This is a genomic window from Acinetobacter sp. P8-3-8 (assembly GCF_000214135.1).
Classification (GTDB): domain Bacteria; phylum Pseudomonadota; class Gammaproteobacteria; order Pseudomonadales; family Moraxellaceae; genus Acinetobacter.
Genome location: NZ_AFIE01000012.1, coordinates 29,658 through 56,046, shown reverse-complemented (window position 1 = coordinate 56,046; position 26,389 = coordinate 29,658). Strand labels below are relative to the sequence as shown.

Here is a 26,389-nt window from a genome sequence, read left to right as displayed (position 1 = left end):
TTAAAAAAGGAGAGCTACGCTCTCCTTTTTTGGATATAAATTATGAAAAAAAGCCTCGTTACCATTTGTATTAGTATGCTCAGTGTTGCTAGTTTTGCAGCACCGATTAACAATAAAAGCTCTCAACAAGATCAGCTTGGTTATAGCTATGGTTATGTTATGGGGCGTACCAATGCTGAAACCTTAAAAGACATCAATTTAAATGCATTTATACAAGGCATTAAAGAAGGTTTTTCTGGGCAAAAAGCCACATTAACAGATGAAGAAATGGCAAAAGCTTTGGCGCAATATAAACAGCAAAGTGAAGCCAAGCAAATGCTGGAGTTTAAAAAGTCCGCAGATGAAAATGCTCAATTGGGCGCAGTTTTTCTTGCTGAAAATGCTAAAAAATCAGGTGTTATCACTCGCCCGAGTGGCTTGCAATACACGGTTCTTCAGCAAGGTACAGGTAAATCACCTTCTGCTAAATCTAAGGTATCCGTGAATTACGAAGGGCGTTTAATTGACGGTACAGTTTTTGACAGCTCAATTGCACGTAATGAACCTGTTGAGTTCCAAGTAAGCCAAGTCATTCAAGGGTGGACTGAAGGTCTACAGCTCATGAAAGAAGGTGCTAAATACCGCTTCTTTATTCCTGCAAAGTTGGCTTATGGTGAAATTGGCGCAGGTGATGCTATTGCACCAAACAGCACATTGATTTTTGATGTTGAACTGTTAAAAGTTCTCCCATAAAGTAAATGAAGCACCATAAAAAAACATCGCCATTGGGCGATGTTTTTTACATTGAAACTGGAATTTTTTAATGTTTTAACTGTCTAGGTCTAAATCCTGAAGCAAACAAAGCAACCGCATAAGCGAAAATACCCACAACACACAGCCCAACGACTTCAACAATACGAATCCATTGTGAAACCGTACCATCATACCAAGTCATGGCATACCAAAGTGCTGCGATCATGGCCAGATTGGCAATCACAAATTGGATAAATAATTTCTTCCAATGTGGTCCAAATTTGAAAATATCACGCTTATGTAAATAGAAATAAAGCATCCCTGCATTGACCAATGCCGAGCCTGATGATGCAATTGCCAAAGCCATATGCTGAGCCTGCCAATCGATCAGTTTAAAGAATCCAATAAACACCACATTGAGAATGGCATTGGCAGCAACAGCCATTAAGCCAACTCGTACAGGTGTCTTGGTATCTTGCATCGCATAAAAACCAGGTGCAAAGACTTTAATCAGCATGAATGCAAGCACGCCCCCACTCATACATTGCAGTGCCAATGCCGTCATCTCTGTATCACGTGCATCAAATGCACCATGTTGAAAAAGTGCTTGAATAATCGGTGTAGACAGCATAAACAATGCGATACTTGCTGGCACACCAACCAATACAATCACACGTGCCGCCCAATCCAGCATTTTTCTAAATTTAGCCTGATCTTGTTCAGCCTTACTCATTGACAATGACGGTAGAATCACTGTACCAATTGCAACACCAATCAATCCCAATGGTAGTTCAGTCATACGCTCTGCACTATATAACCATGACACAGAACCATCTTGCATGAATGATGCCCAAATGGTATTCAGCAATAAATTGATCTGAGTTACGGATACACCAAAAAGCGCTGGTAGCATCAGTTTAAGAATACGATCTACGCCTTCATGCTTAAAATCAACTTTAGGTGGAATCAGTAATTTTCTCTTCCACAATTCTGGAATTTGAATCGCCAGTTGTAGAACCCCTGCCACAATAACTGCCCATCCCAATGCCATAATCGGTTGAGCAAGATGTGGTGAAAGCCACCATGCCCCTGCAATCATGGCAATATTTAACAGAACAGGTGAAAATGCAGGCGATGCAAACGAACCATAACTATTTAAGATACTGCTGGCAAATGCTGTTAACGACATAAACATCAGATAAGGAATCGTTAAGCGAAACATATCTACTGCAAGATCGAACTTTGCGGGATCATCATGAAACCCAGGTGCATAAACATACAAAATCACAGGTGCAATGATCATGCTGACAAGTGTCAGTAAAGACATCACCATTAACAGACAACCAAAGACCCGACTAATTAAAATCTGTACTTCTGCATGTAACTTGGTGGTTTTATATTCTGTTAAAACTGGAATAAAGGCCTGAGAAAAAGCCCCTTCAGCAAACAGCCGTCTAAAGAAATTGGGAATACGAAATGCGACAACAAATGTATCGAAATCCTTACCTGCACCAAATACATTGAGCAACACCATATCTCGGACCAAACCCAAGACTCGTGACAACATGGTCATTGCACTAACAATAAAGGTGGATCGCCACAGCGCCATCGTATTCACCTAGTTAAAATAAAGTCGCTATTGTAATTAAATATTCTTAAAATTGGGTTGTTAAATCATAAACAAATTTTTATTTTGCTTTGGACTTCTTCTCAGCAAGACATTCTCTAAAATATTGCCATTGAAAATGTGGCCCAGGATCGGTTTTACGTCCCGGTGCAATATCAGAATGCCCTGCTAAATGCGAATCTGTTTTAGGATAGGCTTTTTGTAAACTTGCGACGACATCGACCAATGTTTGATATTGAATGCTTTCAAAATCAGTATAATCACTGCCTTCCAACTCGATACCAATTGAATAATCATTACATTCAACTTTACCTAAATAACTCGAACGCCCTGCATGCCATGCACGATCATTAAAATTAACGAACTGTAAAACTTCACCTGTTCTTAAAATCAATAAATGCGCAGAAACCTGCATCCCTTGAATGGTTTGAAAATAAGGATGTTTAGACCAATCCAATTGATTTTGAAAGAATTGTTCAATATAACCACCTCCAAACTGCGAAGGCGGTAAGCTAATATTATGAATAACAATCAGTTGTATCTCAGTATTTTCAGGTCGTTGATTAAAATTTGGAGATGGAACTTGTTTTGCGCCAACAAGTTGACCATTTTCAACCTGAAATAGTGGTGCTGATTGCATGTGTCATTCCTAAAGGACAGTTCTATTTTCGATGTATCTATTCAATGTTAATGTGAATATTTTCATTCAATAGCGTTGATATTTTAGTGTACTCCGATCTGTATAAAATAAAAACTTCTTCAAACTTGCAATGACAATGCTAATATATCGCACAAATTTTAAAATGGACCGAAAGGGATTTCCATGAGCATTTCGAAAGCGTTGCTTGAACAATCGATTCAAATGAATATCCAACAGGCACTTCAAGAAGATATCGGTGACGGGGACATTACCGCCCTACTTACACCTGAAGATGAACAAGCCACTGCGACCATTATCACTCGTGAAGATATGATCCTTGCTGGTCAACCGTGGGTGAACGCACTGATTCAAGCCTATGATCCATCGGTACAAATTACATGGTTAAAAAATGATGGCGATTTAGTCAAAGCCAATGAAACCATTTATAAACTCGCTGGTTCTGCACGTAGTTTGCTCACGGTTGAACGTCCTGCATTAAATTTTGTACAAACTTTATCGGCTGTGGCGACTAAAACTGCTGAGTATGTGAAATACCTTGAAGGTACAACAACTAAACTACTCGATACCCGCAAAACTTTACCGGGTTTACGTATTGCACAAAAATATGCTGTCGCTGTGGGTGGCGGTCAAAACCATCGTTTAGGTTTATTCGATGCCTTTTTAATTAAAGAAAACCACATCATGGCAGCGGGTGGGATTGCACAAGCGATTGCCAAAGCACATCAAATTGCACCGGGTAAACCTGTTGAAGTTGAAGTCGAAACTTGGGATGAACTGAACCAAGCGATTGAAGCAAAAGCAGATATTGTGATGTTGGATAATTTCAGCCAACAACAAATGATCGATGCGGTTAAACACGTTGCAGGTCGTTGCAAACTAGAAGCTTCAGGCAATATTACCCTTGATAATTTAGCTGAAGTAGCAAAAACAGGTGTGGACTATATCTCAATGGGTGTACTCACCAAAGATGTAAAAGCAGTTGATTTATCTATGCGTTTCAATGCCTAAGTTCAGATAGATCATCGTATTTAAAAGCAGTGAATCATCACTGCTTTTTTATTGTTCTTACAAAACATAACGATGAATAATTATACAATTCGCTCATTTTGTTCAAAAATCTTTATAGAATCATCAAAATATCTTCAACAGATAAAAAGAGACACAACATGAAAAAACAACTTTTATATTCATCAATATTGGGTCTACTTATTCCAAGCATGAGTTATGCAGAGAATATCGATGTGCATGTACTTAGTGCAACGGTGAAAGACCAAAATATTGCCAATGCAGAAGTCATTCTACAAAAAAATGGTGAACGATCTGCATCGAATACCACCAATGCAAATGGTCGTACCACTGTTGATGGGAATAGTGCTGATGGTGCGGATAATTTATTAATCATCAAAAAATCCGGCTATTCAACCCTCGTTGCAAAATGCCCATGTGATGGTATGACCTATGCGCTAAGTCCTGTACTTAAAGACTTAGACAGTATGCGTATCGTACTGAATTGGAGCAAAAATCCTTTAGACCTAGACTCACATTTAAGTTATAAAAATCAGCATATTTATTGGGACAATAAACAAGGTTTAGCTGCCAATTTAGATGTCGATGATGTTGATTCTTATGGCCCTGAAACCGTCACCATTGATAAGAAACTGGATGGACAATACTACGTCTATTCTGTGCATGACTATTCGAATCGTGAACGACCAAATACCAATAGCTTATCCAATAGCCAAGCCAAAGTGATGGTCTATGCAGGTGAATCACTGATTCGATCTTATTATGTACCCACAACTAAGACAGGAAATTTATGGACTGTATTTCGAATCAGTCCCGAGGGCGAAATCCAAGATATTAACCGTATTTCAGGAACAACCGTCGGTGCAAGTCAAATTGGTTCAAGCGTCTCCAATTATCAAAACCAAAGTACCCGTGTAAATATTGTTCCTGTTTCAGCGGATGCACAAAATCGTGCTAAGGCATTAAATTTAAAAGCAGATAAAGCATATAAAGCCAATCTGTTTGAACAAGCAGCTATGCTTTATCAACAGTCTATCGATTACAATCCAAATGTAGGACAAACCTACAGTAATCTTGCGGTCGCTTATCAAAAATTGAATCGCTCATCTGAGGCGCTTTGGGCAAACCAAAAAGCGATTGCCCTTGCAAGTAATAACAATACCAAAGCCTATTCTCATTATAATATCGGCAAAATTTATGAGAATAATCAAGACTATGTCCAAGCAAAACAGCATTATCAATTGGCAAATCAATATAAACCTAGCCCAAGCTATGATGAAGCAATTCAACGTGTAAGCCATTAAAAAATATCCCTCAAGGAATCAAGTGATTCTTTGAGGGATTGATTTATATTTTGAATAGCTTATGTTTTATTGCTTTGTATAATTGAATGTTCTGATTTTCAAGTTTTACATTTTTTGAAATTTTTAATCAATATTGCTTACAAAATAAGCAACACATACATAGAAAAACCGCACTAATCAGCCTATAATCATTGTCCATTCCAAATCACCCCTGAAATTAAGCCAATGAAGACTTTGAAACAACAAGTGCTGTTTTTACTTGTCGCTTTTTTATCTGTATTTGCTTTTTTCTTATACCAAGAAGATATCACGCGTTTCTTTCAATTACGTGACATCTATTTAAAGCCGCGTTTATTTAAATATGGTTTTTCAATTTTATTGAATTATGCTTTTATCAGCTTATTTTATTTAATTTTAAGAAAGACATTTGCCACTATATTATTGAGTCAGTTCATTATTTTCTTACTGACCTTTATCAATATCAAAAAAGAACAATATCTTTCCGCAAGTTTGGTTCCAAGTGATTTTTTACTGTTTAAAGAAACCTTTATTGCTTCCCCAATTTTTTTAAAGATCACTGTATTTGCCAGTATTGCAGTTTTTATTGCGCTCTTTGCCTTTATTTATAAAAAAGAAAAATTAGGTACGAAATCTTTATTGCTTGCTAACAGTATTTTGTCAGTGGCGATTCTTGGATTTTTTATTACGGCTAATTTTACAAATAACTTTAGCGAGTCTTGTGCCAACGCTAAAAAAGGTTCAATTTGTCAATATACACAATATTTACCCAATACCCGTGGTGATTGGATTGGTGATCATTTAACCATTAAATATTTGGGTTTTTCGACCTTTTTCTTTTCAAAATCTGTGGACAGTTTGAATAATCAAATTTTTCAAACTGAAGTGATTCCTGAGCAAGAAGTCGCTACATTCTATCAGCCAACTGAAAATAATACTCCGATTACAGAACAGACCACGATTGCCAGTAAAGAAACTGTTGAACCACAACCATTACCCAATATTGTCTTTGTGATGAGTGAATCACATTGGGATGCAACGCAACTTGATAAAAGCATTCCACGAAATATCACACCAACTATCAATAAAAATCAGGTTTCCACATTGCTATCGCCAAGTTTTGGTGGTGGTACAGCCAATGTTGAATTTGAAGTTTTGACCAGTTTAAATACTTATTTAAATCATAATGAGTTGGCTTATGTGTCTAAATTAAAGCGTCCAACCTATTCATTACCCATGTATTTAAATAGCTTAGGCTATGAAACGACAGCGATGCACAATAACGGAAAATATTTTTATAACCGTAGCGCTGTTTATAACAACTTAGGTTTTAACCGTTTTACCTCAATTGAAAATATGATCAACATGGCTGATCGTGCGAAATACATCAATGCTGCAGGTTGGGCGACCGATGATTTAATTTATAACAGCATTGAAAATCAGCTCAAAAATACCGATAAACCTCAGTTTATTTATGCGATTAGTGTTGAAAACCATCCGATGTACAGTGATGATCGTTTTGGTAAAGATCACTTTAAAATCAATAAAAAGGGTGTCAGTGAGAATAGTAAACGTGCGCTCAATACCTATTTAACAGGTATGCAACGTGCCGATGATAAATTCAAAACCTTAATTGAAAATGTAAAACAACTCGATCGCCCAACCATTGTGATTTTCTTCGGAGACCATTTACCAAACTTGCAAAAAGTTTATGATGAATATGGTTTCTTCAAGTCTGAGCAAGAAAAAACTGAGAAAAAAGATGTGCGTTTCTTTGAAACACCTTTAGCTGTTTGGGCAAACTTCCCGATTGATAAAAAACAATTTCAAGGGTCATTTGTTGCTGCACACTTCTTAGCGCCTAAAGTTTTAGAAGCAGCCCATGTACCGCTTTCACCTTATTATCATTTTATTGATAAAGTAAATTCTTGCTATAAAACAGTTCATCAAACGGGTATTGAACCGCAGAAGTCTTGTGATTCCAACTCAGCTGAAATTCTTAAACAATATAAAGACATGAATATGGATGTGTTAAATGGGAAGAATTTTACTTATCAATTATTACAAGCTAAAGCTGAGAGCTAACTCATAATACAGTTCAAGTCGATTTTTCGGAGTCATCTTTTACTGAATCATATTGAACATGTTCTATCTTTTGGTCATTTTGCGCGGTTACATCTCGTTGATCCAGTCGATCTAAACGTGGATCACTGGCCATTAATACAAAAGTGATCATGGCAAAAAGAAAAATTAATATTTGCATGTTTATACCCAAGCTTGTTTTGAAATTTCAAATAGCTTAATTGACCTACTATCACATGGTTTGAAGATGTTGTATTAAAATGACTAGGGCTTTTGGCGAGTTTTGTATCTCGTATGCACATTACATGACCCGAAACTTAAATGGGTGACATCATGCAAGTGCTGTTATCATTATGATGTTAATTTCCTAACCCTCGCCTATGACATACGTTTGTAAATAGAAGAAAATAAGAAAAAGTCCATCGAATAATTCAACCGTATTTACCCACTTCCCTTTCCGATTCACCATTATTTTCCAAATAAAAAACGCACTCGAGAGTGCGTTTGATCACAGCTTAAATTGGCTTTTGTATTACCAACCAAGTGCTTCCTTTTGTTTTTTCACTAATTCTTGAATACCTTTTTCCGCCATTTCAAGCATTGCATTTGATTGCGCACGTGTAAATGGTTTTTCTTCCGCAGTTCCTTGAATTTCAATAAATTCACCTGCTTGTGTCATCACAACATTCAAATCAGTTTGGCAGTTAGAATCTTCTTCATAGCACAAATCAAGTAATACTTCGTCTTCAAAAATTCCGACTGAAATCGCAGCAACTAAACCTTTTAATGGATCATGTTTAATTTTCTTTTTCTCTAGCAGTACATTCATTGCATCGATTAATGCAACTGCTGCACCTGTAATCGCCGCAGTACGTGTACCGCCATCTGCTTGGATCACGTCACAGTCGATGGTAATGGTGTTTTCACCTAATTTTTTTAAATCCACCATTGCACGTAGGCTACGACCAATTAAACGTTGGATTTCTTGTGTACGACCAGATTGTTTACCACGTGCTGCTTCACGGTCACTACGTGTATGTGTAGATCGTGGCAACATACCGTATTCAGCAGTTACCCAACCTTGTCCCTGACCTTTGAGGAAACGTGGTACTGAATTGTCAATACTTGCAGTACACAGCACTTTTGTATGACCAAATTCAACCAATACTGAACCTTCCGCATAACGTGTGTAGTTACGGGTAATTTTAACATCACGTAATTGATCTAATGCACGTTGGTCGATACGCATAGTTTGTCCTTATGGGATTTAAAAATATTGCGCATTAGTATAGCAGAAGCAATCGATTTGGTTTTGTTACAAGATGGTGTTTTTAGAATAGAGGCTGAGTGTATTCAGCAGTTTTACTGACTCAACGCGATCTGATGAGAATAAAGCACCTCACACATCACTGTTACCACCACATTTTCAGTGACTTATTATCAAGAATAAATGAATAAGGTTGTAACGTTTGTGCTTCGATAGTTTATTATGTTTTAATACAAAGATTATTAATTAAAAGTAAACAATAACAATGAAAGCATTTATTACTGTCGGCTGTAAAACAGATCATGGTGGGATCATCCTTTTAGGTGATTCTTCTTATATCGTTGAAGGTAAAGCAGTGCATCTCGATGGGATGACGCACTATTGCCCTAAATGCCAAATCCAGTCCAAAGCGATTGCCTCTAACCGAGGTTTTATTACTGTAAATGGTAAAAGCGTCATCGTTGCGGATGATACTTCAACGTGTGGGGCAAAATTTTTAAAAATTTCTAATCTTGTGGTTATGGATAATCAGGGATGAAGATTTCTTTCTCATTTAAAGAACGTAGCTTTAATCCATAAATTTATAGATCAACCAAACTTATGAGATACGCATCATAACATCTAAGGCTCTCGCTATTTTATGATCAGATTGTTATACTCTTTTATACGCCAATGGCGTATTTTAAATTATGCTATTTATTGAAACTAGTATTTTTACTAAACAAATCAAAGAACTTGTCACTGATGAGGAATATCGTCAGTTACAACACGATCTTGTGATAAAACCTGATAAAGGTGTTGTTATTAAAAATAGTGGTGGAATACGCAAAATACGCTGTGCTCAAGGTCATAAAGGAAAAAGTGGTGGTATCCGTGTAATCTATTATTGGATTTCAGCTGATGAACAAATCTTTTTCTTAGTAGCTTACCCTAAGTCGATTAAAGACAATCTTACAGATAAAGAAACCGCAATTCTGCGCCAATTAGTGAAGGAACAGCTTCATGGACAATAATTTATTTGATGACCTAGTTTCTTCAATTAAAGAAGCTGGTGCAATTAAACGTGAAGATATTCAAGCAAGTCAGGTAACAAAACTTGAGTTGCCTGATATTAAAGAAGTACGTGAAAAAACAGGTTTGAGTCAAACTGAATTCGCTGCACGTTTGCATATTAGCCCTCGTACACTTCAGAATTGGGAACAAGGTAGACGCTACCCAACTGGACCAGCCGCAACACTCATTCGAATTTTAGACACATATCCAAGCCTAATTTAAAGCTTTATGTTTAGTCCCCTCCAATTACGTAAATTTTAAGTAATCAAAGTAGTTAATAAATATATGAACTCCATTTCAGCTATTTTTTTGAGAGAACATCCAATCAATGCTTGTATTCAGGATGCAAATGGAAACTCAAAACCATTTCCTATACTTCTAATTGACGGTGTTCCACTAAACTTATGGATAAATGGAAATACGAATATTATTGATAGAACTGACAATTTAGTCCCAGCACAGGGGTGGTTATATAATTTTGAGAATAACCATTCGCTAAGTAATGCTTGGAAACTCCTTGAACCAAAATCTTCTGAATATGGTGCAGTTTCTACTGTTGTACCTCTTTTAATCTGCTCTGATGATTTAGATCTTATATGTAGCGTTATCATGGTTGAACAAGTTGTTACTGATTCTAACGTGCAATGGACTCGATTTGGATTAGCATGTGGAAATACACATGATGTTGTAACATCTGTTATATGGGAAAACCCTATTTCTGCACCAATACTAACATTTAATTATATTGAGTTTGAACAAGCCTATAATGATTTAAAAAGATTAGATGAAATTTGGAATCAGCCGTCCATTTAACATATGTTTTTATTAAAAATTCAAAATCAATATGTTGTGAATATTAAGGAACCCAATTTGCATAAATTGGGCTCCTTAATTTCTGATTATATTTCACAATCTAAATTGGTCTAATGCAACAACCAACTCAACACTCTTTAAGCAAAAATCCCCTTCACCTTTTGCAAAGAATGCGTAATCGTAGACGTCAAATTATTAGGTAAAGAACACTTCGCCAAACGTACCCATACACTCCAAAACTGTTGGAAAAAGTTCGCTTCATTATAATTGATACCATATTCATCACATAAAGCTTTGATTTTAGGTGCAACTTCAGAATAACGATTGGCAGGCATATCAGGGAATAAATGATGCTCAATTTGATGGCTTAAATTTCCACTCAAAATGTGCAACCAATCTGTACCTGTGAAATTACTCGAACCACGAATCTGACGTAAATACCATTCAGCACGTGTTTCATTCTCAGTATTATCTGCTTCAAAAGTTTCAGCATCTTCAGTAAAGTGACCATTAAAAATCACCGCAGATGACCACAAACTACGAATAACATTGGCAACCGCATTTCCTGCTAAAACAGGCAACGCATTCGGCCCTGCAATCACTGGAAAAAACACATAATCTTTTAAAATCTGACGGCGTGCTTTTTTACGGAATTTAGTCGCATCAGCCCACACTTGTTTCCAAGTCTTGGTTTTATAGACTAAAGCATCTTCCAAATGTAAGTTTTGAACGCCGACATACCATTCAAAAAACACCATTAATTGAATCGCTAAAGGAATATTCAAAAGAAAACGAGGTTCCCATTTTTGAGATTCGCTTACTCGTAATAAACCATAACCGACATCATGGTCTTTTCCGATAATATTGGTATAGGTATGATGGATATAATTATGTGTATATTTCCAATCATCCCCAGTAGACATGGTATCCCAATCATAATTTGCACCGTTTAGACTTGGATCATTCAACCAGTCAAACTGACCATGCATTACGTTATGACCCAATTCCATATTTTCCACAATTTTGGAAATACCCAATAATGCTGTACCAAATACCCAAACAGGTGGAATCCAACCACCAAACATTAACGCTCCACGTGAAACAATTTCGCTATAACGTACAAAATTACGAATTTTATAAATGTATTTGGCATCTTGTTCACCTAAGCTCTCCATGACTTCACGACGGATTTCATCGACACGGCGACCAAATTCTGCTGTTTGTTCTGGGCTTAAATGTTTTGACTTACTGTTTGGAAAATTCACCGACATATTCATTGCTTTTTCTCCTACACTATTCATTTTTTCTAAACTGTGTCTTAAATTTTGGATATACGTTCCCTAAGCTTTGATCGTTAAAGCTTGGAAATTTTTAAATTTGTTGAATGTGACTATTGTGGCTAAAGCTAAATATTTGAAATCACAAATTAATCGTCACAGGACTGATCGCTTGGCTAATACATAACTTAATCTGTGTATTGGAAGCATGATCAATTTCGCCTGTCAGTACGTTTTTGGTCGAACCACTGACTTTGGTACACGTACACGTATTACAAATCCCCATACGGCAACCATGTGTAGGCTTCAATCCTGCCTGTTCCGCGCTTTCCAAAAGGTTAGATTTGGCCTCGAACGCTTGCTGTGAACGTAAAAACACTACAGGCTGAGCAGCTAAACTTTCATCCACTGTGATCTGGAAATATTCTTGCTTAAGTTGTTGTGTAATCTTTAAATCTTGAAAAATTTGATTCAAACTTTGCATCATTGCGGATGCGCCACATGCATAACTTTGACGTGTTTGAAAATCAGCAACGAGACTTTCTAATAATTCCACAGTCAAATGCTGTTTGTTTTGTGTTGTATTAATCGCATGATAATGAAACTGATCGTGCTGTTGAGCAAGTTTCTCTAAATCTGCATGAAATGCGTCATCACGGCTAAAATAAATCAAATCAATAGAACGGTTTGGCTCTTTTAAAGCCTCAAGTAACAGCGAATAAATAGCCGTAATACCACTACCTGATGCAATCAATAAAATAGGTGTAGTATCTTGATTAAGGACAAAATCACCTTGTGGCTGAGAAAGTTCAACAACTTTTCCAAAAGCTAACTGACTCAATACCTTAGATACTTTACCTTGTTGTTTAACAGCAATAATAACGTTGCCATTGGCTAAAAATTTCACCACAGAATAACTACGTTGTTGGCGTACACCTGCAATTTCTACAGTAACAAGAATACTTTGCCCTGCTTTGAATTGCTGATGTTTAAAATTACGATTTGGGCGTAACTGAATTTGATAAAAATCAGGACTTAAAGCACGTGTCTTCACAACAGTTGCTTTCACTTTTTTCCAAGCCCAAACAGGATTAATCTTTTCAGCGATAAAGTCGACAAAATCTTCACGAATTAATTCTGGTCGATATCCATGCTGCTGATTCGTGGCTGGCTGATATTGCATATAGTTACTCATGTTGCGTTCCTCTTTGTGCTTGCTATTTATTGAGTGAACAAATGTTCTTTTAGTGAACATGTGTACACTATAATCATTTTTTGAATTCAGTCAACACCTGTACACTGACATTCGTCGTTTAATTTGTTTATTTTTTTGATAAACTCGTCACAACAAGAATTTTTGGATAACAGAATGTCGATACGCGATGAACGTAAACAGCAAAGCCGTCAGGCTTTACTCGATGCTGCTTTAGCTTTAAGCACATCAGGTCGTTCATTTTCGAGCATTAGCTTGCGTGAAGTAGCACGAGAAGTTGGACTTGTACCAACTGCTTTTTATCGACATTTCCAAGACATGGATGAGCTCGGCAAAGAACTGGTCGATCAAGTTGCCTTATATTTAAAAAATGTTTTACATCAATTGGGTAAAGGTTTTGCACACCCTGAAACAAAAACGAAAACCAGCATGCAATTATTTTTTGAGGCTGTTGATAATAATCCGCAACAATGGATTTTTATGATCTCTGAGCGTTGGGGTGGCTCAGAAGCTGTACGTAGAGCGATTGCGCGTGAAATTGCTTTTTTAAATGATGATCTTGCCAATGATTTAAAAAAATTTGAAATTGTGCAAAATTTTCATGATGAAAATAATCTCAAAGTCATTACCAATATCTTGATTAATTTATCGTTTACTTGGGCAATGTCATGGATCAGTTTAGAACGGCTTTATTCAGGTATTGAACTTGAACTACAAAAAATGGTTCTGCAAAAACAAGCTGTCACTCAAATTCGTCTGATTTTTAAAGGGATTGAGAATTGGGATACTCAAAAAGATGAAGGCAAAATTGATAATAAATAACTGCCGCTACATCTATATGCAAGTTTTCTTGATCTAAAAATATCAATTCAATAAGTAATAAAAAAACCCGCGATCTTAAATTGCGGGTTTTTCTTAAATCGAAAATTGAGCTTATTTGCCTTTACGTTCTTTGTTAATCAAGTAATCAACAACTTGAGTCACTTTACCATCTTCACCTTGTACAACATACTTACCATTTACAACCACAGCAGGGACACCTGAAAGTTGGTATTGCGCAGCCAATTGATTTGACTCAGCAACTTTTGCAGTAATCGCAAATGAACTGTACATGCTGTTAAATTTCGCTTCAGGTACACCATAACGTGTATAGAATTTAGCAAAAGCATCTTTATCTAGGATCTGCTGACCTGTTCCATTGGCATGGAATAATGGTAAATGCGTACGTTTACGCACACCTAGTGCTTCCGATACATAATATGCACGCGCACCTTGTTCCCAAAGTGGATTCATTGCCGCAGGTGTACGAATAAAATTCACATCTTTTGGAATCTTTTTCAGCCATGCTTGCATATGCGGTTCTAATTTAAAGCAGTGCGGACATCCGTACCAAAAGAATTCACGTACTTCAATCTTACCTGGAACGCTTACTTTGCCTGGGTTTTGTACAACAGTATAATCTTTACCTGCAACAAAATCTGCAGCCATAGTATTTGCAGAAAATGCCATAACCATTGCAGTCATGCCACCAAGAATAAATTTTTTCATTGACTTTATTGTCCTCGAAGTCGTTTTGTATAGCTTATGCACTAACTATAAAACAAATATGGGAAAATCGTTTTCCTTCTGTGAAGTTTTTTACACGATTCATCGCTTTTTTCAGAATTAACGTTACACTAGCATAGCTTGAATTAATTTTTGATTAAAACAATTTACTCAGAGGTGACTGTCATGTCGCAACTTAATGTTGATCCACAAGAAATTGCTAAATTTGAAGCACTCGCTGCTTTATGGTGGGATCAACACTCTGAGTTCAGACCTCTACATCAAATTAACCCACTACGCTTAAACTGGATTGATGAACATTCAGGTGGTTTAGCTGGTAAAAAAATTCTAGACGTAGGTTGCGGTGGCGGAATCTTATCAGAAAGCATGGCACGTCGTGGTGCAGATGTTTTGGGTATTGACATGGGAGCAGCGCCGCTCAATGTCGCACGCCTACATGCAGAACAAGAAAATGTACACAATATTGAATATCGTCAAGTTCCTGTTGAACAACTTGCAGAAGAACAAGCAGGACAATACGACATTGTGACCTGTATGGAAATGTTAGAACACGTTCCAGATCCTGCATCGATCATTCAAGCCTGTCAAAAACTAGTCAAACCCAATGGTCATGTGTTCTTTTCAACCATTAACCGTAATCCTAAATCGTATTTATTCGCCATTGTGGGTGCTGAATATGTATTGCGCTTATTGAAAAAAGGTACACATGATTATCATAAATTCATTAAACCATCTGAACTTGCACATGATATTCGCAACTCAGGTTTAAAGCTGAAAGATATGACTGGCTTACATTACAATCCATTAACCAAACACTATTGGCTTGCTCCAAATGTAGATGTGAACTATATGGTCTATACCGTAAATGAAGGTGTGTAATGCAAGCTGTACTGTTTGATTTAGATGGAACATTGATTGATACCGCAGCAGACTTTATTCGTATCATTCAGGCAATGTGTCGTGAAGAAGGTCGTGCCGTGGTGGATGCAGATTTGATTCGTACACAAGTGTCAGAAGGCGCTCGTGCCATGGTAAAACTGGTTTATCCTGAATTGGCTGTGGATGATCCTATTTTCATTGCGCATCGTCAGCGTTTCTTAGATTTGTACGGTGCTGATATTGCTGTGGATACAGATCTATTTCAAGGTATGTATCCGTTATTAGAAGACTTAGAAAATAACAACATTCCTTGGGGGATTGTCACCAATAAACCCCGTGGACTCAGTGAATCTTTGCTCGAAGCATTAAACTTAACTGAACGCTGTGCTGTATTGGTTTGTCCTGAAGATGTGACACATACCAAACCCGATCCAGAGCCGATGTATCTTGCTGCAAACTACTTGAAGATTGATCCAAAACAGATTATTTATGTAGGTGATCACCCACGTGATATTGATGCAGGGCGTAATGCCAGTATGTACACCATACTTGCAGCTTATGGCTATTTACCTTTAGAACACAAAGATAATCTAGATGCATGGCAAGCTGACTGTATTGTAAATAACGTCACTGAATTACATCAAGTCATCAATAAATTGGTGGATATCAGACGAATTACAGCTTAATTTAATAAGCAATTTGTATAAATAACTCAATAACAATGATAGGAGGTCTCCCATGAAATATTCAGAATATCAACCTCGCCCAGACTTATTAAAAGGCAAGATCATCCTGATTACAGGTGCGGGAGACGGAATTGGGCGTGCCGCAGCGCTCAGTTATGCATTACATGGTGCAACTGTGGTTTTACATGGTCGTACCTTGAATAAGCTTGAAGTCATTTATGATGAAATTGAAGCCCTTGGTGCGCCACAGCCTGCTATTCTACCGTTACAACTCTCAACTGCATCACCTCACGACTACGAATTGTTGTACGAAACCTTAGAACAACAATTTGGGCATTTGGATGGTATTTTGCACAATGCAGGCATTCTTGGTGAACGCGTTGAATTAGCACATTATCCAGATGATGTTTGGGATGATGTGATGGCGGTAAATTTACGTGCGCCCTTTATCTTGACCCAAGAGCTACTTCCATTATTGCAAAAATCTGAAAATGCATCTGTCGTCTTTGCAAGCTCTGGCGTTGGACGTGAAGCACGTGCGCTATGGGGTGCTTATTCTGTATCTAAAATTGCCATTGAAGCGGTGAGTCAAATCTTTGCCAAAGAAAAGACCTATCCGAATATCCGCTTTAATTGTATTAATCCGGGCGGTACACGCACGGCAATGCGTGCAAAAGCGTATCCCGATGAAGATCCAAAAACCTTACGTACACCAGAAGCCATCATGCCTGCCTATCTTTACCTGATGGGTGATGACAGCTTGGATATGAACGGTCAAAGTATTGACGCTCAAGATTAATTAACTTGCTTCAAATAAACGCTCTTGTGTCAGATCAGACCTAAGAGCGTTTTTAGCATCAGCATCCGCAAAATGAAGCTGATCTTTTACCCAATCTGCCAATAATAAAATCGCTTCTCGAATCTCTTGAGACAATTCATGCCCTGCATTCAAACGAATACAATTGTTATAACGTTTATCCTCACCAAAAATTAACCCAGGTACGATATTGATGCTGTGCTGTTGTGCATAATAATACATCGCCAAACTATCAATTTGCTGAGGTAACTGTAACCACAAGGCATAACTGCCCTGCGGTTGATTCAGACGAATGTCTACCCCTTGAAAGGCTTGATATATAAATTGGCGATATTGTTCCACCTGTGCCATCAACTTCGGACATAATTCGTTTAGATGCTGACGATAAGCACGGCTAAAAATCAAATCAGCAAGTCCCAATTGCAACGGCGTATTCACTGACACATTCTGTGTTAGCAACGTGGCATGTAAATGCTGTAATCGTTGCGGAATACAAAACCATCCGACTCGATAAGATGTGGATAACGATTTAGAAATCGAACCACAATAAATCACATAGCCCGTTTGATCCCAGTATTTAATCGGTAATGGACGTTTAGCATTAAAACTACACTCTGCATAAATATCATCTTCAATCACATAGCACTGATATTTGGCTGCCAATTGGGCAATCTTTTCCTTATCCGCATTACTTAAACAAAAACCCAAAGGATTCTGAAAGTTTGCCGTCAATAAACACGCTTTTGCGCCTGAATCCCGCATCACTTGTTCTAAACGATCGATATCGAAACCCTCTGTATTGGCAGGAATTTCAATAATTTTCCGTTTGAGCAATGCCAAAAGTTGCAACTGACCATTATAGTTTGGGGTAGGGATGATAATGCTATCCCCCACTTGAGTAAAATTCTGAATCGCTACAGATAAAGCAGGCATACAGCCATTGCTGATATAAATATCCTCTTTGGCAATATAAAAACCATCTTCTGCCCAATGTGCTGAAAGCGCTTCTCGTAATTGTGGATGACCTTGTCGATCGCTATATAAAAAATCTTCAGGCTTACAATGTTTTAACGCACGTTGAATTGAACGGCGTAAAGCTTCTACAGGAACTAAGTTGGGTGACAATTGAATTGAACCCAAATGAATCAATCGATTATTGATTGCTGCTTCATGAATTTGAATTTGTAGCTCTAAATTGGAGACTTCACGTGGTCTAGACTTAAAGTCTGGATGATCAGGTACGGCAATGTGTTGCACTTTCTGCTGTGATTGTACGAAATAGCCTGATTTCTCTTTGACATAAATCAGCCCTTGTGCCTCAAGCAATTCATAACAACTTTTGGCTGTATTCAAACTAATCTTCTGTTGTTGTGCAAATTGGCGCAATGAGCTGAGGCGTTGCCCCACGACCAATTCACCACAATAAATCTTTTGTGCGATCTGCTGTGCAAGTGTTTGATATTGAAAAGCCATATCTGTGTCTACTTTTTAGTATTTGTTGTATCTGTATCCACAAACTTAACAGATTTATGCTTCTTGCACAGCCGATATTTTAAATAGTGTTGCTTTGAAAGGAGAAAATAAATGAGAACAATCATCATACTAAGCGTTGTTTTAGGTTTAAGTGCTTGCCAACCACAACAAGTGAATCAGGCAGCGCAACAACAACACTTTATCTGTAAATCATTGATTGAAGGCTTTTTAAAAACACAGCGTTTAGGGGAATACCAACTTGATCACTTACAACCCACTTTGCACCAAACCGCTTCAGTGAGAGCATATCGTTATCGTGCAAGTCGTGACACAACCATGAAAATTAATATTCCCACACAACAAAATTTACAATTTGAATGTCAGCAAAACTCAGCACAACACTATGAAATTAAATTGGTGAACCCTCAGCAAAATAGCAAGCAAACTTTGTTGAGTTTAGACTTACCATCACAAAAGACTATCGATACTTTGACAGCTTTTGAGCTAAAAACTCAATAAATAAACGGACACGTTTCGGCAAATGCTCTTGCTGATAATAAACCGCATGGATGCGCTGTTCATAAATTTCGATTTGATCTTCAAACAAGGCGATTAAACGTTTTTGTTTAATGTCCTTGTGTACTAAGAATGCAGATAGACACGTTATACCCAACCCATCTAAAGCCATTTTACGTACAGTTTCACCATTTGACGCTTTAATTTTCGGCCGTACTGTCAGCTTTGCACCATTTACATAGACGGGCCACGTATTTAAATGCGCCACCTTACTAAAACCAATTTGTGAATGATTAAGAATATCTTGAGGTGTTTGCGGATAACCATTTTTCTCTAAATATTCAGGGCTTGCCACGATATATAAACGGCTTTTACACAGTAATCGCGCATGTAAGCTTGAATCGTTTAATTCTCCGAATCGAATCGCAACATCTGTTTTATGTTCTAATAAATCAATAATTTGATCATTACTATTCAGCTCAATTTCAATATTCGGATAGAGCTCGACAAACTCACTCATCAACGGCGCAATGACATGTAAAACAAAAGGTGTCGCTGTATCCACCCGAATTAACCCAGATGTATCACTGTCTGATTTAAGCAAAGCATCTTCTGCTTCATTCAGATCATTGACAATTTTTCGGGCTTTTTCTAAAAATAATTGCCCTTCTTGCGTCAATTTTAACTTGCGTGTAGTTCGTTCCAGTAAAGTCACATTGAGTTTGGTTTCAAGACGTTGCAATGCACGACTCACCCCAGATGTGGTTTGTTCCAAATGCTCCGCAGCAGCGACAATCGAGCCACTATCTACGATACTAATAAAAGCTTGTAATTCTTCTAATGTTGATTTCATCTAGGTGAATCACTCTTTGATTATTGACGAATACTCAATAATATTTTGCATATTTCAATATTTTTAATCAACAATAAACCCTGCAAAATACACCCAATCTCAAAAATGAAGTAAAACGCATGTCTAAAATTATCCCGCAATTCGGTGTAGGCACATTCCGTTTAACAGGTCAGACTGTTATTGATTCAGTCAAAAATGCTTTAGATGTTGGTTATCGTGCTGTGGATACCGCACAAATTTATGGTAATGAAGCAGAAGTTGGACAAGCAATTGCTGAAAGTAAAGTTGCTCGCCAAGACTTATTTATCACCACAAAAATTTGGACAGACCACTACAAAGCAGACAAATTGATTCCAAGTTTAAAAGACAGCTTACAAAAGCTAGGTACAGATGCAGTGGATCTAACGTTGATTCATTGGCCAGCGCCACAACTTGGAATTTCTGTTGCTGAAATGATGCACAACCTACTTGAAGCAAAACAGCAGGGTTTAACTGAACATATCGGTATTTCGAATTTCAATATTGATTTAACCCAGCAAGCGATTGCAGCGGTCGGTTTAGACAATATTGCAACCAATCAAATTGAATTAAGTCCCTATTTGCAAAACCCAAAGCTTGTGGATTTTTTACAATCGCAACAGATTGATATCACGTCATATATGACTTTGGCATATGGCAAAGTGCTACATGATCCTATTTTGTTTGAAATTGCACAGCATCACCAAGCCAGTACAGCGCAAATTGCTTTGGCATGGGCATTGCAAAAAGGTTTCTCTGTGATTCCATCTTCAACAAAACGTGAAAATTTAATCGCGAATCTCAAAGCTCAAGATATTCAGTTGTCTGCTGAAGAAATGCAGATGATTGCGCAATTGGACAAAAATGGTCGTGAAGTTGATCCTGAAAACTTAGCACCAGTATGGGACTAATCAAAAATGAAAATTAACTTTCCTTTATTTGCTTTAGCCGTCGGTGCATTTGCAATAGGAACCACAGAATTTTCACCTATGGGTTTCTTGCCACAAATCGCTGAAAATCTAAACATTTCCATACCTACCGCAGGCATGCTCATCACTGCCTATGCACTAGGGGTCATGATTGGCGCACCAATTATGACTCTATGGTTTGGACATTTTCCACGACGTAAAGCACTGATTCTTGCAATGAGTATCTTTACAATCGGTAATATCCTTGCAGCGATTGCACCGAATTATTGGGGGCTAATGGGCGCTCGGGTGCTCACCAGTCTCAATCATGGCGTGTTCTTTGGGATCGGCTCAATTGTTGCGACCAGTGTCGTACCCAAAGATAAACAAGCCAGTGCTGTAGCGATGATGTTTATGGGCTTAACCATTGCCAATATTGGAGGCGTACCTTTAGCCACTTGGGTTGGACAAAACATCGGTTGGCGTATGTCTTTTGCTGCGATTGCTGTTTTAGGCGTAATAACCATGCTCTTCCTTTGGAAAGCACTACCTCAAGGTACTGTTGCCGAGCGTCCAAATGTAAAAGCAGAGTTAAAGGTATTGACGCGCATGCCTGTGGTTTTAGCCTTGCTGACCACCGTCATGAGTGCAGGTGCGATGTTTACGCTTTACACCTATATTGCGCCAAGTTTGCAAAACATTACCCATGCAAGCCCAACCTTTATCACGCTGATGTTGGTTCTGATTGGTATTGGTTTCTCTATTGGTAACCATTTAGGTGGAAAATTTGCAGACTTATCACTCACCAAAACATTGACCAGTTTCTTAGTGCTACTCATGGTGATGATGTTGTTATTCCCAATCTTAGCAAAAACTCAAATCGGCGCAGCTTTAGCCTTGGTGGTTTGGGGTGCAGCAGCCTTTGCCGTTGTTCCACCTTTACAAATGCGTGTGATGTCTGTGGCACATGAAGCACCTGGGCTTGCATCTTCTGTCAATATTGGTGCATTTAACTTAGGTAATGCGGTAGGTGCAGCCGCAGGTGGTGCTGTATTGAGTATGGGAATGAGCTATGCTGCTGTTTCAGTCACAGGTGCAATACTCACTGCTTTAGGTCTAGTTTTAGTGTTTATCCAAATGAAAATGACGACGAATATGAATACTCAGCCAGCAAACAAATCTGTTGATCTCGCACAGCAACAGCAAGTATAAAAATCATAGTACAAAAGCCCATCTTCTTTTTAAGAAGATAGGCTTTTTTGATTATTTTAAAATATCTGGCAAAGTTGGCATTTTAGTCTTTTTGGCCAGTTCTACTTTCATTCTTTGGAACATTTGATAGGGTTGCTGTTCAACCAATAAATTGGTGACGCTGGCAGGAATTGAACCTTCTGGATTGGCATGTCCTGTGGTCGTGACTTTGACTTGATTTGTACTTAGTTTTTGAAAAGTCCAATCACCAAAATAATCTGTTAAACGAATATAATTTGCATTTAAAGGTTTGCCCTGCTGAATTGCAGTATTTTTAATACTAATCGTTCCATTTTTATCTTTCGACATTTTCCCTTTCACCACCATATCTCGGTCTTTTAAAGGGAATGGAAAATCTAAAACCATATAAATCGTGAACTCCCCTTTCTTATCATCACGAGATAGGATTTCAGCCTTGGCAACATTAGGTACCCATTTTGGCGTGTAATTCACATCCAAAATCAAAGCAACAGCTTTTTCAATCGGAACATCAAATACCGTTTCAGCCTTGTATGACAAAACGGGGCTGTTGGTGTCCTTATATGTCCAAACCTTAATATTATTTTTATTAAGACTTAATTTGGCATCATTTGGTAAAGCAGCTTGTGCAGTTAGGCTAACAGCACTAACCACACAAGTAAGTAACATCATTATTTTTTTCATTTGTAATTTTCAAAAAATTGAGTCATTGTTTTAATCTTATCGCAACACGTTTTATACTTAAATGTCATTTAAGCCTAAAACATCTTTCATATCGTACTTTTTAGCATCTTTGCCCACAACCCATGCTGCTGCACGAACTGCGCCTGAAGCAAAATTCATACGACTGGTTGCCTTGTGAGTGATTTCAACACGTTCGCCTTCACCAATAAACATCACGGTATGCTCACCAACGATATCACCACCACGAATCGTTTCAAAACCAATGGTTTCACGTTCACGCGGGCCTGTATGTCCTTCACGACCATAAACAGCAACTTTCTTTAAGTCACGGCCTAAAGTATCAGCAATTGCCTCACCCATCATCAACGCTGTGCCTGACGGCGCATCTACTTTATGACGATGGTGCGCCTCGATAATCTCGATATCAACTGTATCACCAAATACTTTTGCAGCCAGTTCTAAAAGCTTGATCGACACATTAACACCCACGGAATAGTTTGCGGCATACACTACAGGTGTTTTTGTTGCAGATTGATTTAATAATTCTTTTTGCTCATCTGAAAAACCTGTGGTACCAATCACCATTGCCACACCAGCAGCACTACATAGCTTTAAATTATTTTCAGTTGCTACAGGCGCAGTAAAATCAATCACCACATCCACATCTTTTAAAACGTCTTCCAAATGTCCAACAATCTTGACACCAACAGCACCTATCCCCGCAAGTTCACCCGCATCAGCACCAATGAGTGAGCTTTCTGGACGCTCAACTGCTGCTGCAAGTTGATAACCTGCTTGTTGTACCGCTTGGATCAATGTACGGCCCATACGACCACCAGCACCGACAATACCAATACGAGGAGCGACTGACATAAGATTTTCCTAAAACTGAATTTGAGAATTTTCACTACTATAACAAAACTCAGTTCTAAGACTAAGTTTCATCTCTAAAAAATACCATGATCTTTTTTTATTCTAATGAAAACGATAACTTATGATTTAAGAATGCCGATCTAAATGGTGAAATAGATTAAAGCTTTAAACTACATCGGTAAAACTTTGAAACATTCATCACAATCTATGAACTTTTTCATCAAAGTGCAAAAAATACTCCGCAGACTACTGCCACGAATGAAAATAACAGTGATTATAAGGAGATCAATATGCATTCGAATAAAATAGCTTTCGCATTGGTAATGGGCGTAGCAATGACCTTAACACATGCTTGGGCTGATTCAGCGCCTGCAACCACAGCAACGACAACTGAAGAAAAAGCAACAGTTCAAACAGATTCAAATGCTACAACTGAACCTCAGGTTGAAGTGAAAATTGAAGATATTGATGCACCCATTTTGGAATAATCGATAGCTTATGTACAAATTAAAGAGATATTTAACCTATCTCTTTAATTTTTTTATAAATTTAAAATCAAAATGAATCCTAGATATTAAAACCTTATACTTATTCAAAAAATAATATCAAATAAGAAACTACACCAATTTTTGAAATTAACTGAATATAATGAAATTGCTTTCTACTTTTTTTATCAAGCAAATATAATTCAATGTTGCTATCGCGTTAGGCGACATGGATGTCGCCGTTGGGCGGAGGTACAGGACGTACCTCTCGCCCAACAAAGGATTTTTGTAACTTTTGATCCATCAAAAGTTAAACATTGCCTACACAAATTCATCTAAGCTTTTCAATGTAATATGGGGCAATACATACTTTGATCATTACATTCTTTCTTTAATTTTTGTAGGTTGATATTAAATGCGTCTAATTAAAATTGTTTTGGGTTTTATTCTAGCAATTCACTTCACTCATTCATGGGCAGAAGACACGGAAGTAAACCCCTCAACAAATACAGAAACGACCGTACAACAACCCACACCACAAGATGATGACGAAATTGATGCTGCTCCAGACAATACCGATTTCAGTGATGCAAATAATGCTGAAAGCAAATAACAAAACCCAATAAAAAAGGGAGATATGAAAAACATATCTCCCTTCACTTTTATACAATCAATAACTTAGTCGAATAAACGATCGAAGAATGATTTTTTCTTAGGTGATGATTTACTGTCATCGCCATCCATCGTGACTTGAAGTTCTTTCAATAATTCACGTTGACGTGCAGTTAAATGCACTGGCGTTTCAACCACAATACGGCAAAGCAAGTCACCCTGCATACTGCTACGAACTGGCTTCACACCTTTACCACGTAGACGGAACATTTTACCTGTTTGCGTACCTTCAGGTACTTTCAAGCTTACACGACCATCTAAAGTCGGAATTTCAAGCTCTTTACCCAAAGCCGCATCTGCGATACTTACAGGGACATCCATATATAAGTCAGCGCCATCACGTTGGAAAATTTCGTGTTCACGAACAACCACTTCCACGTATAGATCACCTGATTGACCATCACGGATCGCTTCGCCTTTACCTGTTAAACGAACACGATCGCCATTGTCCACACCTGCTGGAATGGTCACTTCAAGGGTTTGTTGACGGTCAGTTACACCAGAACCATGACACTTAGTACATGGGTTTTTAATAATTTTACCTTGTCCACGACATGTGCTACAGGTTTGTTGAACAGAGAAGAAACCTTGTTGCATACGCACTTGACCTGCACCATGACAAGTCTTACATGTTTCTACATCATTTGGATTTTTTGAACCTTTACCATCACACACATCACATGGAGCAGGTGCAGTAAAAGTAATGGTTTTTTTAACGCCTTTAACCGCTTCTTCAAGGCTCAATTCCATCACATAACGAAGGTCTGAGCCACGGCGTGCACGTTGTTGACCACGACCACCGCCACCAAAAGCACCACCGAAAATATCACCAAACTGGCTAAAAATATCTTCAGCGCTGAATCCACCACCGAAGCCACCGCCACCCATACCACCTTCAAAGGCATTGTGCCCCATACGGTCGTACATGCTACGTTTTTCGCCATCAGAAAGGATTTCATACGCTTCCGAAGCTTCTTTAAATTTTTCTTCAGCTTCTGGATTGTCAGGGTTACGATCTGGATGATATTTCATCGCCAACTTACGGTAGGCTTTTTTAATTTCATCATCACTAGCGGTCTTAGCAACACCTAAAACCTCATAATAATCACGTTTAGCCATGTTTGGCGATGCTCCACAAAAATTTGATAATATTTCTATGCAAACTAAATTGGGGGCATTAATTATTTTTACAAGTTTGAATTTTAGATTTTTTTAAAATACTGCTTTTTTCTGTAAATATTTAGTAAAACCTTTAAGCCACGCATTCAATAAAAATAGCCATGCAATTGCGCTGAATACGACACCTGCAACTGTGCAAGCTTTCACCCAAATAAAGCTGTCCCAATAAAAAAAGATCAGTGGGATAAACCAAAGCGCTGCAAAAATTGCAAGAATGAGAAAAATGACAGCATTACGCATGACCCATAACGCTTGTGCATGCATCCATACTTCTACATCACCAGCCATTGTTACTTTTCGGGCTAACCAATAAGCGAAGACAGCCGTAATCACCGTAAATAATGCAAGAAACATGAATATATAAGAGGTCGTGATAGAACGACGTTGCTTTTCTGAATTGTCTTGCCCCATGGGTGCTTCTAACCTCAAATCCATTGCACATTCCTTTACTTCTAATGCAATGGAATTTCCTGTGTT

At 37.9% G+C, this 26,389-nt stretch carries 29 protein-coding genes and 1 pseudogene; 17 read left to right on the top strand and 13 right to left on the bottom strand.

Annotated features, from left to right (window positions below):
• The first annotated feature begins 42 nt into the window (after positions 1–42).
• Complete coding sequence (locus GGG_RS0107535; RefSeq protein ID WP_010113545.1) at positions 43–732, top strand: FKBP-type peptidyl-prolyl cis-trans isomerase; 690 nt, start codon at positions 43–45, stop codon at positions 730–732.
• A 67-nt stretch (positions 733–799) separates the two neighbouring features.
• Here the strand turns inward: GGG_RS0107535 and murJ are convergent, their stop codons facing one another.
• Positions 800–2,350 carry a murein biosynthesis integral membrane protein MurJ gene (gene murJ / locus GGG_RS0107530; RefSeq protein ID WP_171057670.1) on the bottom strand — a complete coding sequence of 517 codons (1,551 nt, stop codon included), beginning with the start codon at positions 2,348–2,350 and terminating at the stop codon, positions 800–802.
• 70 nt (positions 2,351–2,420) lie between these two features.
• Positions 2,421–2,999, bottom strand: a complete 579-nt coding sequence (ampD, locus tag GGG_RS0107525) for a 1,6-anhydro-N-acetylmuramyl-L-alanine amidase AmpD (RefSeq protein ID WP_010113543.1) — start codon at positions 2,997–2,999, stop codon at positions 2,421–2,423.
• A gap of 183 nt (positions 3,000–3,182) precedes the next feature.
• Here ampD and nadC point away from each other — a divergent pair, with 183 nt between their 5' ends.
• The 3 genes from nadC to GGG_RS0107510 all read left to right on the top strand — a co-directional run bounded on the left by nadC (position 3,183) and on the right by GGG_RS0107510 (position 7,453).
• Entirely contained in the window at positions 3,183–4,028 is an 846-nt protein-coding gene (gene nadC / locus GGG_RS0107520) for a carboxylating nicotinate-nucleotide diphosphorylase (protein ID WP_010113541.1), read from the top strand.
• A 158-nt stretch (positions 4,029–4,186) separates the two neighbouring features.
• Positions 4,187–5,350: a tetratricopeptide repeat protein gene (locus GGG_RS0107515; protein WP_010113539.1), complete on the top strand. Its 1,164-nt coding sequence runs from the start codon at positions 4,187–4,189 to the stop codon at positions 5,348–5,350.
• Positions 5,351–5,575: 225 nt separating this feature from the next.
• The gene (locus GGG_RS0107510) at positions 5,576–7,453 is read left to right on the top strand and encodes an LTA synthase family protein (RefSeq protein WP_010113537.1); all 1,878 of its coding nucleotides are present in this window, start codon (positions 5,576–5,578) and stop codon (positions 7,451–7,453) included.
• Positions 7,454–7,466: 13 nt separating this feature from the next.
• Here GGG_RS0107510 and GGG_RS21005 read toward each other — a convergent pair whose 3' ends face one another.
• Together GGG_RS21005 and rph are read right to left on the bottom strand one after the other, a co-directional pair.
• Complete coding sequence (locus tag GGG_RS21005) at positions 7,467–7,631, bottom strand: hypothetical protein (protein WP_157998076.1); 165 nt, start codon at positions 7,629–7,631, stop codon at positions 7,467–7,469.
• Positions 7,632–7,982: 351 nt separating this feature from the next.
• Positions 7,983–8,699: a ribonuclease PH gene (gene rph, locus GGG_RS0107500; protein WP_010113535.1), complete on the bottom strand. Its 717-nt coding sequence runs from the start codon at positions 8,697–8,699 to the stop codon at positions 7,983–7,985.
• 283 nt (positions 8,700–8,982) lie between these two features.
• On the opposite strand from rph, the pseudogene GGG_RS19585 reads away from it, so the two are divergent.
• The 4 genes and pseudogenes from GGG_RS19585 to GGG_RS0107480 all read left to right on the top strand — a co-directional run.
• Positions 8,983–9,246 (top strand): annotated as a pseudogene (locus GGG_RS19585) (PAAR domain-containing protein); the annotation flags it as partial.
• A 160-nt stretch (positions 9,247–9,406) separates the two neighbouring features.
• On the top strand, positions 9,407–9,730 hold the full coding sequence (locus GGG_RS0107490; protein ID WP_010113531.1) for a type II toxin-antitoxin system RelE/ParE family toxin: 324 nt from the start codon (positions 9,407–9,409) through the stop codon (positions 9,728–9,730).
• On the top strand, positions 9,720–9,992 hold the full coding sequence (nadS, locus tag GGG_RS0107485; RefSeq protein WP_010113529.1) for a NadS family protein: 273 nt from the start codon (positions 9,720–9,722) through the stop codon (positions 9,990–9,992). The genes GGG_RS0107490 and nadS overlap by 11 nt, the downstream gene beginning before the upstream one ends.
• Positions 9,993–10,055: 63 nt before the next feature.
• Positions 10,056–10,583, top strand: a complete 528-nt coding sequence (locus GGG_RS0107480; RefSeq protein ID WP_010113528.1) for a hypothetical protein — start codon at positions 10,056–10,058, stop codon at positions 10,581–10,583.
• Positions 10,584–10,720: 137 nt separating this feature from the next.
• Here GGG_RS0107480 and GGG_RS0107470 read toward each other — a convergent pair whose 3' ends face one another.
• Positions 10,721–11,854 (bottom strand): acyl-CoA desaturase, encoded by a 1,134-nt coding sequence (locus GGG_RS0107470; RefSeq protein WP_171057671.1) that lies wholly within the window; start codon positions 11,852–11,854, stop codon positions 10,721–10,723.
• A gap of 148 nt (positions 11,855–12,002) precedes the next feature.
• Positions 12,003–13,055 (bottom strand): flavin reductase family protein, encoded by a 1,053-nt coding sequence (locus GGG_RS0107465; RefSeq protein WP_029574491.1) that lies wholly within the window; start codon positions 13,053–13,055, stop codon positions 12,003–12,005.
• Positions 13,056–13,229: 174 nt separating this feature from the next.
• On the opposite strand from GGG_RS0107465, the gene GGG_RS0107460 reads away from it, so the two are divergent.
• Complete coding sequence (locus tag GGG_RS0107460) at positions 13,230–13,895, top strand: TetR family transcriptional regulator (RefSeq protein WP_010113525.1); 666 nt, start codon at positions 13,230–13,232, stop codon at positions 13,893–13,895.
• 111 nt (positions 13,896–14,006) lie between these two features.
• On the opposite strand, the gene GGG_RS0107455 is transcribed toward GGG_RS0107460, so the two are convergent.
• The gene (locus GGG_RS0107455) at positions 14,007–14,621 is read right to left on the bottom strand and encodes a thiol:disulfide interchange protein DsbA/DsbL (RefSeq protein ID WP_010113524.1); all 615 of its coding nucleotides are present in this window, start codon (positions 14,619–14,621) and stop codon (positions 14,007–14,009) included.
• 183 nt (positions 14,622–14,804) lie between these two features.
• Between GGG_RS0107455 and ubiG the strand changes: the two genes are divergently transcribed.
• Genes ubiG through GGG_RS0107440 form a run of 3 tightly spaced genes read left to right on the top strand, consistent with a single transcriptional unit; the run spans position 14,805 to position 17,003 of the window.
• The gene (ubiG, locus tag GGG_RS0107450) at positions 14,805–15,518 is read left to right on the top strand and encodes a bifunctional 2-polyprenyl-6-hydroxyphenol methylase/3-demethylubiquinol 3-O-methyltransferase UbiG (RefSeq protein WP_010113523.1); all 714 of its coding nucleotides are present in this window, start codon (positions 14,805–14,807) and stop codon (positions 15,516–15,518) included.
• A complete protein-coding gene (locus GGG_RS0107445; RefSeq protein ID WP_010113521.1) occupies positions 15,518–16,204 on the top strand; it encodes an HAD family hydrolase in 687 nt (228 codons plus the stop codon). Before ubiG ends, GGG_RS0107445 begins: the two co-directional genes overlap by 1 nt.
• A gap of 52 nt (positions 16,205–16,256) precedes the next feature.
• Positions 16,257–17,003 carry a YciK family oxidoreductase gene (locus tag GGG_RS0107440; protein WP_010113519.1) on the top strand — a complete coding sequence of 249 codons (747 nt, stop codon included), beginning with the start codon at positions 16,257–16,259 and terminating at the stop codon, positions 17,001–17,003.
• Here the strand turns inward: GGG_RS0107440 and GGG_RS0107435 are convergent, their stop codons facing one another.
• A complete protein-coding gene (locus GGG_RS0107435) occupies positions 17,004–18,494 on the bottom strand; it encodes a PLP-dependent aminotransferase family protein (RefSeq protein WP_010113516.1) in 1,491 nt (496 codons plus the stop codon). It abuts the gene before it with no gap.
• Positions 18,495–18,605: 111 nt separating this feature from the next.
• Here GGG_RS0107435 and GGG_RS0107430 point away from each other — a divergent pair, with 111 nt between their 5' ends.
• The gene (locus GGG_RS0107430) at positions 18,606–19,013 is read left to right on the top strand and encodes a hypothetical protein (RefSeq protein ID WP_010113514.1); all 408 of its coding nucleotides are present in this window, start codon (positions 18,606–18,608) and stop codon (positions 19,011–19,013) included.
• Here GGG_RS0107430 and GGG_RS0107425 read toward each other — a convergent pair.
• Positions 18,973–19,863 (bottom strand): LysR family transcriptional regulator, encoded by an 891-nt coding sequence (locus tag GGG_RS0107425; protein WP_010113512.1) that lies wholly within the window; start codon positions 19,861–19,863, stop codon positions 18,973–18,975. The two genes, GGG_RS0107430 and GGG_RS0107425, sit on opposite strands and share 41 nt — an antisense overlap.
• A 119-nt stretch (positions 19,864–19,982) precedes the next feature.
• Between GGG_RS0107425 and dkgB the strand changes: the two genes are divergently transcribed.
• Both dkgB and GGG_RS0107415 read left to right on the top strand, forming a co-directional pair.
• On the top strand, positions 19,983–20,792 hold the full coding sequence (dkgB, locus tag GGG_RS0107420) for a 2,5-didehydrogluconate reductase DkgB (RefSeq protein WP_010113510.1): 810 nt from the start codon (positions 19,983–19,985) through the stop codon (positions 20,790–20,792).
• Positions 20,793–20,798: 6 nt separating this feature from the next.
• Positions 20,799–22,001 carry an MFS transporter gene (locus GGG_RS0107415; protein WP_010113508.1) on the top strand — a complete coding sequence of 401 codons (1,203 nt, stop codon included), beginning with the start codon at positions 20,799–20,801 and terminating at the stop codon, positions 21,999–22,001.
• 51 nt (positions 22,002–22,052) lie between these two features.
• Here GGG_RS0107415 and GGG_RS0107410 read toward each other — a convergent pair whose 3' ends face one another.
• Both GGG_RS0107410 and dapB read right to left on the bottom strand, forming a co-directional pair.
• On the bottom strand, positions 22,053–22,703 hold the full coding sequence (locus tag GGG_RS0107410; protein ID WP_029574490.1) for an START domain-containing protein: 651 nt from the start codon (positions 22,701–22,703) through the stop codon (positions 22,053–22,055).
• Between the two features lie 57 nt (positions 22,704–22,760).
• Entirely contained in the window at positions 22,761–23,576 is an 816-nt protein-coding gene (gene dapB, locus GGG_RS0107405; protein ID WP_010113505.1) for a 4-hydroxy-tetrahydrodipicolinate reductase, read from the bottom strand.
• Positions 23,577–23,866: 290 nt separating this feature from the next.
• Here dapB and GGG_RS0107400 point away from each other — a divergent pair, with 290 nt between their 5' ends.
• Together GGG_RS0107400 and GGG_RS0107395 are read left to right on the top strand one after the other, a co-directional pair.
• Positions 23,867–24,064 carry a hypothetical protein gene (locus tag GGG_RS0107400; RefSeq protein WP_010113502.1) on the top strand — a complete coding sequence of 66 codons (198 nt, stop codon included), beginning with the start codon at positions 23,867–23,869 and terminating at the stop codon, positions 24,062–24,064.
• A 412-nt stretch (positions 24,065–24,476) separates the two neighbouring features.
• Positions 24,477–24,674, top strand: a complete 198-nt coding sequence (locus GGG_RS0107395; RefSeq protein ID WP_010113500.1) for a hypothetical protein — start codon at positions 24,477–24,479, stop codon at positions 24,672–24,674.
• A gap of 65 nt (positions 24,675–24,739) precedes the next feature.
• Here GGG_RS0107395 and dnaJ read toward each other — a convergent pair whose 3' ends face one another.
• Both dnaJ and GGG_RS0107380 read right to left on the bottom strand, forming a co-directional pair.
• Positions 24,740–25,852, bottom strand: a complete 1,113-nt coding sequence (dnaJ, locus tag GGG_RS0107390) for a molecular chaperone DnaJ (protein WP_010113499.1) — start codon at positions 25,850–25,852, stop codon at positions 24,740–24,742.
• Positions 25,853–25,945: 93 nt separating this feature from the next.
• The gene (locus GGG_RS0107380) at positions 25,946–26,323 is read right to left on the bottom strand and encodes a hypothetical protein (protein WP_010113497.1); all 378 of its coding nucleotides are present in this window, start codon (positions 26,321–26,323) and stop codon (positions 25,946–25,948) included.
• Positions 26,324–26,389: the final 66 nt, after the last annotated feature.